We start from the raw sequence: 8,735 nt of genomic DNA on the forward strand, positions 1-8,735 counted from the left end.
AAATAAGCGGAAACAATTTTTACGTTTACGCTTATTTATCCATTCCTTTATCAGGCACATCCTACGGCGTTTTCATAATATTTACATGTTCTTCACTTAATTAGGACAGATATCCTTTTTATTTAAACTAATTGAGTATGGCTATTTCATCCATCTGAAAAATCACCTTTGAATAAGTAAGACGCTCCTGCATTTCCTCCTCTAGCATATTGCAAACGCTAAAAGTCGCTATTAACCCTCATATCTAAGGGGAACAAACGTGAAAGACAGAAATCATTTGGCCGAAGTAAAAACAACAAATAAGGTCGAAATCATCACAAAAGGGGTTGTAGATATCCCTATGCTTCAAATTCTTTCAGCAGAAGGACAGCTAATCGAAAAAGCTTCAGAGCCTGACCTTAATAAAGAAGAAGCATTAAGAATTTTTAACACTATGCACTATATACGCGTGTTGGACGAACGTATGGTAGGTGCACAGCGTCAGGGACGAATTAGCTTCTATCTTGCTAGTACAGGTGAGGAAGCTGCGTCAGTAGCAAGCGCAGCGGCGTTGACAAATGACGACATGATCATGTCTCAGTACCGTGAACAAGGCGCCCTAGCATATCGTGGATACACGACAGAACAATTTATGAACCAAATGTTTAGCAACAAAGATGACCCAAACAAGGGTCGCCAAATGCCTATACATTACGGTGACAAGCCTCTTAACTTCATGACAATTTCTTCTCCACTAGGCACACAAATCCCTCAGGCTTCTGGTTATGCTTATGGACAAAAAATGTCGGGTAAAGATGTCGTAACCATTTGTTATTTCGGTGAAGGCGCTGCGTCAGAAGGGGATTTCCACGCCGGTTTAAATATGGCAGCTGTACTACATTGCCCAGTTATCTTCTTTTGTCGTAATAATGGCTATGCCATCTCAACGCCAGCTGAAGAACAATTCGCAGGTGACGGTATTGCTTCTCGGGGTTTAGGTTACGGAATTAAAACAATCCGCGTTGACGGTAACGATGTGTTAGCGATTTATGCTGCTACAAAGGAAGCCCGTCGAATCGCCATCGAAGAAAAGTGCCCTGTACTTATTGAAGCCATGACATATCGCTTAGCGGCGCACTCCACATCAGATGATCCAACAGGCTATCGCTCGCGTGAAGAAGAAGACAAATGGCGTGCAAAAGACCCTATCGCCCGAATGGAAAAATGGCTGGAAGGCAAAGGGTGGTTTGATGCAACTGAAAACCAAAAGCGTGTTGATAAAGCAAGACAAGACGTATTAGCAGCTATGAAGAGTTGCGAGAAAACAGACGTATGCGCTATTGAAGATATTGTAGAAGATGTGTACGACACAGCTCCATGGCACTTAAAAGAACAGCTTAACGAACTAAAAGCCCACATCAAGAAATACCCGAAGATGTACCCTAAAACTGCAGGGAGAGTTAAATAATGGCTAAGATGAATTTACTACAAGCAATCAACAATGCACTCATCACAGCCATGACCGAAGACGAGAAGATAATGGTCTTTGGTGAGGATGTAGGTCATTTTGGTGGCGTATTCCGTGCTACGAGTCATCTTCAAGAAAAATTTGGCAAAGCCCGCTGCTTTAATACGCCGCTTACTGAGCAAGGTATTATTGGCTTTGCCAATGGTTTGGCCTCGCAAGGCTCTGTACCTGTCGCAGAAATTCAGTTCGGTGACTACATCTTTCCTGCCTTCGATCAAATTGTAAATGAGACTGCGAAATGGCGCTATCGTTCGGGCGGACAGTTTGATGTAGGTACATTAACTATTCGTACACCCTATGGCGGCGGTATTGCCGGCGGCCATTATCACAGTCAATCGCCAGAGGCATTTTTTGCTCATTGCCCTGGCCTGAAGATTGTTATTCCACGTGACCCTTATCAAGCGAAAGGTTTACTTCTTGCGTCAATTCGCGATAAAAACCCCGTGCTGTTTATGGAGCCTAAGCGACTTTACCGTGCCTCTGTGTCAGAAGTACCTGAAGAAGATTACGAGTTGCCGTTAGGTAAAGCGGATATTGTGCAAGAAGGTAGTGATATTACGCTTCTTGGCTGGGGTGCGCAGATAGAGATCCTGCAAAAAGCTGCAGAAATGGCCCTTGAAGACGGCGTGTCGTGTGAAATCATTGATTTGCGCAGCATACTCCCATGGGATGTTGAAACAGTGATGCAGTCTGTTATGAAAACAGGCCGCTTGTTAATAAATCACGAAGCACCGCTAACGGGGGGCTTCGCAAGTGAAATTGCAGCAAGTATTCAAGAGCGTTGTTTCTTATACCTAGAAGCACCTATTGCCAGAGTGTGTGGTCTAGATACGCCGTATCCATTGGCACATGAAAAAGAATACATGCCAGATGAAACCAAGACGTACGAAGCCATTAAACGTACGCTTCACTACTAAACCGGGAGACGATGAAATGACAATTGAATTTATCTTACCGGACATTGGTGAAGGTATTGTTGAATGTGAGCTTCTTGAATGGCTAGTTTCTGAAGGCGAACACATTGAAGAAGATCAGCCCGTAGCTGAAGTAATGACTGATAAAGCAACTGTGCAAATTCCTGCTATGCATGCGGGTGTGGTTAATAAACTGCATTATGCAGTAGGTGATATCGCTAAGGTACATGCGCCGTTATTTTCAATGACGCCAGATGACGCTGATGCCAGTTTAGACACAAAAGCAGAAGATGCTCAAACTGAGTTAACAGGCAGTACGTCAGAGCCAGCGCCAACTAATGAAAAGGCGTCTTCTGATTTAGGTACTTCAAATGACAAATACGTTGAAGACTTTATCTTGCCAGATATTGGTGAAGGTATTGTCGAATGTGAAATTGTAAAATGGAATGTAACTGAAGGCGATGAAATAGAAGAAGATCAAGCCGTTGTAGAAGTGATGACCGATAAGGCAGTAGTAGAAATTCCTGCTAAAAACGCCGGCTTAGTGCATCGCCTTTATTACGCTCAGGGCGATATAGCGAAAGTTCATAGCGCATTGTTCGCACTAGAGGTCGTTGGCGAAGCCAGGGCAATGAGTGGCACATCAGACGATTTAGGCGAGGGAACCCTATCGGCAAACACCTGTTCTTCAAACGTCGCTTCTCAGAGCTCAGTCAAGCCACAGACAAATGGTTCAAGCCAACAATCAGCACAAGTGCTACCGTCGAAGTTCAGTGACGGCGAATTCGAGCCGCCTATCGCTATTGAAGGAAAGGTGTTGGCAAGCCCTGCGGTAAGACGCGTTGCAAGAGAGAAGAATATTGACCTTTCTTCGGTAAAAGGTTCTGGTAAAAAGGGTCGTATCCTTAAGTCTGATGTATTCAATCTACAACAATCAAATGTTGGTACGTCGACTCACGATACGCAGACCTCTGCGTCAAGCTTACCTAACGCAGAAAAAAGTGATTCGAATAACGCGAATTCAGTGATAAAAGGAAGCGTTAAAACAGAAAAAGTGCGCGGTATTCAGGCGGCCATGGCCAAGCAAATGTCGGCGTCGGTTTATACTATTCCTCACTTTACAGTAAGTGACGAGTTGGTGATGGACAACCTGATGTCGCTACGCAAACTGCTTAAGCCTGAGTTTGAAGAAAAAAACGTGAAGCTAAGTTTCATGCCATTTTTCGTTAAGGCTATGTCGTTAGCACTCAACGAGTTCCCTGTTATTAACAGCCAACTTAACGATGATGCCACCGAGATAAGTTACTTCGCAGACCATAACATTGGTTTTGCAGTCGACTCTAAAATTGGTTTACTTGTACCGAACATTAAGCGTGTTCAAGATCTTTCGCTGCTAGATATTGCGATTCAAATGCAAGATATAATCGAACAAGCCAGAGCCGGGCGCGTGGCTAACGAGCACCTCAAAGGCGGTACGATTAGTATCTCTAATATCGGTGCAATAGGCGGTATCACTGCTACGCCTGTTATTAACAAGCCGGAAGCGGCTATTGTCGCGCTAGGTAAAACACAAAAACTTCCGCGTTTCGATGAACAAGGAAATGTAAGCGCGCAAAATATCATGGCGGTTAACTGGTCTGGCGATCACCGCATTATTGATGGTGCGACAATGGTGCGATTCAATAATTTATGGATGAGCTACCTAACTCAGCCAGAAAAAATGTTGATGCATCTTAAGTGATATCATTTAAAGTAGCTTGATTTGCACTAGCAATATTCTAAACGGGCCAATATCAAAGTATTGGCCCGTTTTTGTTTAGTATACCTCAAAGCACGATGGCGGTATTATATGAGGATATATGGACAGAAATTTTACTGAGGTTTTGTGCTTAGTTATCAACACGCCTTTCATGCAGGCAACCACGCTGATGTGATCAAACATCTTTGTTGGATTGGCGTCATCAATGCATTAAAAAAGAAAGATAAACCGTTCACACTTTTTGACACGCACGCCGGTGCAGGTACCTATGATTTAAATGACGACATGTCGTCAAAAAACAAAGAATATGAAACGGGAATTTCTCGCCTATTTGTAAAAGGCGATGGTGCTAGAAATCAACAAAAGCAAGGTCAAAGACAAGACTTGCCAGCTTTACTCACTGACTATCTATCGTTATGTGAACCATTCTTAGCGCAACAGCAATATCCAGGCTCGCCTGCAATAAGTGCTACAGCTAAACGTGACAGCGATAATCTACATTTGATGGAACTTCATCCGGGAGAATTTCAGAAATTAGAGAAAAATGTCTCGCGATTACATGCTGGTAATAGCCACGTACACAAGCGAGATGGATACGAAGGTCTTCGTGCACTTACGCCGCCAAAGCCAAATCGCGGCGCTATTTTAATCGACCCTCCTTATGAACGGACGAATGAGTATAGCGATCTTGTTAACGGGGTTGAGCAGGTATTAAAACGCTGGCAGCAGGCGCAAATTGTGGTGTGGTATCCACTACTATCTGAAAGAGCTGGCGCTAAAAGCGGTGCAAGTGAGGTAATGTGCAATAAACTTGCTGCGCTTGGCAAAGCCTGCTTTAAAGCAGAAATATGCGTTGCCGAAAATACCCCAGATGCAGGTATGTATGGTTCTGGTGTGTTTGTGCTGAATCCCCCTTGGCAGCTAGATACAAATTTAGACGAAGCTTTAAGCAACGTTGTTGATATGCTGGGCAAAGACGAAACAGGTTTTCAAGCAAAAGCGCATGTGACTTGGGTGAATGAAGATAGCTGATTATAGGGCGACAGCTAAATGGTGCTCATCGCCTTACCACCGGTTCAGTAAAACTAAAATTACTTTACAACTGTGAAGAAAACGAATGTCTCAACTTAAAGGTTTAAAGCACTTTTATATTCCTGACGAACAGTCGATATATTTGCTATCCCATGCGGATGCAAAAAAACTAAAAAATTGGGTAAACCTGTGTATCTCCCAGTTAGAAGGGGTGGGATATAGCGGCATCAAACTTTTAGGCAAAGGGGCCTTTGGTTTTGCATTCGCAGGAAACGCGCCAAGCGGTGAATCCCGCGTATTTAAGTTCTCGCGCATAACGTTGCCGCAGCACGTTCAAGATAGATTAGAAGAGGAAGCATTCATGCTTTCTCACGTTAATCACGAGTTTGTGCCACGATTTATTGAATATCAACAAATACGTAAACAATCTATTCTGGTTATGGGGCGCGCACCTGGCGAGGACTTAGAAAAAGTCAGCTTGAAAACGGGGCCACTACCTCCCCGTATTATCGTCAAAATTGCAGTTCAAATGGGCGAGCTTCTATCAAGTTTTCGTCAGTATAGTGAGAATGGCGAGATTAAGCCCATTGTTCACGGTGATATAAAGCCTTCTAATCTGGTTTGGGATGCCGCTAATGAATCTGTGGGCCTAATAGATTGGGGATCTTCAGTTTTCGCACAAACTGACATTAATGGGCAGTACGTGGGTAACAACGTGATGGACTTGATGTCGGGTGAACTTCATCAAACTAACGCTCGGCTTGGTGATGTTTACTTTATCGGTGAAGAACAGTTAAATGGCGCGCTCTCAAGCCCTCGCTTTGACGAGCAAGGATTGGCTAGTACTCTGTATGCTTTGGCATCTGGGCAATCTTGTCGCTACGGCAGTAAAGTTATTACGCCACAATCCCTTGGGCTCCCTAAAATGCTCGCCAATATTTTAGAATACATGCTCAGTGAAGACCCAGTTAAACGAAGACAGGGAGGAGATTACTTATTTAATCATCTTCATGTTTTGAAAAATACGGTTTTCACAAAAGACAAACCTGCGCAATACATACCGTTAATTCCAACCTGGTTAACCCATACTCTCAATGCTGATATAGAAACGGTTGTTTATAGTTCACGAAAATCTTATCTGCGCCAACAGGCTCGGTTATCTGATTCTTTAGATGAAAAAGAAGTAGAAGAATTGCGCTATATAGACGATGCGCAATTTGACCGCTACTACAAAAATTATCTCCAGGGTATGGGAGATACCGAAAAAGCTTTTGTATCGGCTATTAGCAGACTAGGGCGGTACCCAGTAGTAGGCGGTATGGCGGTGCGTTGGGAGCCAGAGGGTATATATGTCGATTCAAGCTTAAATTTGTATGATGAAACGCTAAAAACCGCTTTCGATTTGTCAGTGAATAATGTCATTAATCTGGCTAGAGCTATACATAAGCCAGCTGTTTTCAAATGCTGTATGTTTAACGCAAAAAACACCCTACATATTGAACGCAATAGCGAAGAAGAAGACTTTATGCCAGCCGACGGGTTACTAATTCCCTACGAATTATCGCGGGTTTCTGCGCATAAAGATGAAAGTAGAACCCATTCGTACTTTGAAGACGGTGATGATCCCGACGAATTATTGAAACTGCCTCAAGATATCATTGAAACTATTGTTCAGCTAAACTCAATCCATCATACTGGCTGTATTATATTTGAAGCACTGCCTAAGCACCTGAAAATACATAACTATTATACCTTGCTTGATCACAGCCAAGAAGAACGCTTTAAGGCGCTATTAGCGCTGTTAGTACAGCAAATTCCAAAAATAAAAGGGCTAGGCATTTCAGGGTTTATGAAGTTACCCTATAAAGATACGCGCTTTTTTGAGCATAAAGCAAAATTGCCTGAGAAGTACTACCCGCGAAACCCGAAAGCAGTTATTGAAGAGAAAACACAAAATGTCTGAAATTAAACTATCATCACTTTTTGAACTCGAGACAGTAGAAGCTGGCATCTATCGAGGTCAAAGCTGGGATTTAGGCTTTCGAGCTTTATTTGGCGGACAAGTACTGGGTCAAGCATTGGCAGCGGCATACGAGACTGTGGCACAAGACAGAGTGGCACACTCGTTTCACACATACTTCTTATTACCAGGTGATGCCAAAAAACCTGTGGTTTACGATGTAGAGGTAGTACGTGATGGAAGAAGTTTCTCTGCGCGTCGCGTTAAAGCTATCCAGGATGGTAGAAATATTTTCTACATGACAGCTTCTTTTCAGGTTCCTCAAGATGGAATGGAGCATCAAAACCCAACTATGCCAGACGTGCCTGCTCCACAAGATGTGCAGTCTGACATTGAATTCTATGAAGCTAACTTCAATAAAATTGCTCGCCCTATGCAAGAAGCGTTGAGTTATCATAAGCCTGTAGACATTCGCACTGTAGGTGCTGCCAATTCATATCATTCTGCTAAGCGTGAACCTACGCGTTACATTTGGCTTAAAGCAAGAGATACAATGAATGCCCAACAATCTGTGCATCAAGCTTCGCTTGCTTACGCGTCAGACTACCATTTTTTAAGCACATCATTACAACCACATGGCGTCGCTGTAACCGATAAGTCCCTTCGTATCGCAACGATTGACCATGCGATGTGGTTCCATCGTCCAATTAACATGAATGAGTGGATGCTATATGCAATGGAAAGCCCTTTCAGTGGTGGTTCAAGAGGTTTAGTTCGCGGACAAATATTTAATCAAAGTGGTGAACTTATCGCATCTACCATGCAAGAAGGCTTGATGAGAAAAGTAGAAGAATAGGGAGACAGCAACATGCGCTACAAATTAGGCTCGACATCACCTGTGGTTCACAACAGTGCTTTTATTGCTCCTGGTGCCCATGTCATTGGCAATACCGAACTCAAAGCGGGTTCAAGTGTGTGGTTCAACGCGGTAATACGTGGAGACATGGATAGAATAACAATAGGTGAAAATACTAACATCCAAGATGGCAGTGTATTACACACCGATGCGGGTATTCCTTTGGTGCTAGGTAACGGCGTAACTGTGGGACATAAGGTCATGCTTCACGGTTGTGAAATTGGTGATTATTCCTTAATAGGCATTAACGCCGTTGTGCTAAACGGTGCAAAAATTGGTAAGTTTTGCATTATTGGTGCTAACGCATTGATTACGGAGAATATGGAAGTTCCCGACTATAGCTTAGTCGTGGGTGCGCCAGGCAAAGTTATAAGAACATTTGATGAGAGTGTTGAATCAAAACTGAAAGCGTCTGCAGAGCACTACGTAAATAACGCAAACACGTACGAAACGTCACTGCATAAAATTGATAAGTAACATCAGAAGTTAGTCAGTTTCTGAGCTTTTCTTCCCCCATAAAAAATGCCCAGAACAATAGTTCCGGGCCTAGGGGAATGGCTCATTACTGAGCCGTGCGCTAACTTTTACAGGGAGAGTTTAAATAAATTCTTTTAAACGAACAATGATTATAGAATACATTTGATTAT

General features: G+C 43.1%; 7 protein-coding genes. All 7 read left to right on the plus strand.

Annotated features, from left to right (window positions below):
• Positions 1-259 precede the first annotated feature (259 nt).
• The 7 genes from KL866_RS11945 (at position 260) to KL866_RS11975 (ending at position 8,565) form a co-directional block, all read left to right on the plus strand.
• On the plus strand, positions 260-1,447 hold the full coding sequence (locus KL866_RS11945; protein ID WP_025255279.1) for a thiamine pyrophosphate-dependent dehydrogenase E1 component subunit alpha: 1,188 nt from the start codon (positions 260-262) through the stop codon (positions 1,445-1,447).
• Complete coding sequence (locus tag KL866_RS11950) at positions 1,447-2,424, plus strand: alpha-ketoacid dehydrogenase subunit beta (RefSeq protein WP_025255280.1); 978 nt, start codon at positions 1,447-1,449, stop codon at positions 2,422-2,424. The genes KL866_RS11945 and KL866_RS11950 overlap by 1 nt, the downstream gene beginning before the upstream one ends.
• 16 nt (positions 2,425-2,440) lie before the next feature.
• A complete protein-coding gene (locus KL866_RS11955; protein WP_025255281.1) occupies positions 2,441-4,162 on the plus strand; it encodes a dihydrolipoyllysine-residue acetyltransferase in 1,722 nt (573 codons plus the stop codon).
• A gap of 144 nt (positions 4,163-4,306) precedes the next feature.
• Entirely contained in the window at positions 4,307-5,212 is a 906-nt protein-coding gene (locus KL866_RS11960) for a 23S rRNA (adenine(2030)-N(6))-methyltransferase RlmJ (RefSeq protein WP_214995206.1), read from the plus strand.
• A gap of 85 nt (positions 5,213-5,297) precedes the next feature.
• Positions 5,298-7,175: a protein kinase domain-containing protein gene (locus KL866_RS11965; protein WP_214995208.1), complete on the plus strand. Its 1,878-nt coding sequence runs from the start codon at positions 5,298-5,300 to the stop codon at positions 7,173-7,175.
• Entirely contained in the window at positions 7,168-8,028 is an 861-nt protein-coding gene (tesB, locus tag KL866_RS11970) for an acyl-CoA thioesterase II (protein ID WP_025255284.1), read from the plus strand. The genes KL866_RS11965 and tesB overlap by 8 nt, the downstream gene beginning before the upstream one ends.
• A gap of 12 nt (positions 8,029-8,040) precedes the next feature.
• Entirely contained in the window at positions 8,041-8,565 is a 525-nt protein-coding gene (locus tag KL866_RS11975) for a gamma carbonic anhydrase family protein (RefSeq protein WP_214995209.1), read from the plus strand.
• Positions 8,566-8,735: the final 170 nt, after the last annotated feature.

Source organism: Alteromonas sp. ALT199, from assembly GCF_018619335.1.
Classification (GTDB): Bacteria; Pseudomonadota; Gammaproteobacteria; order Enterobacterales; family Alteromonadaceae; genus Alteromonas.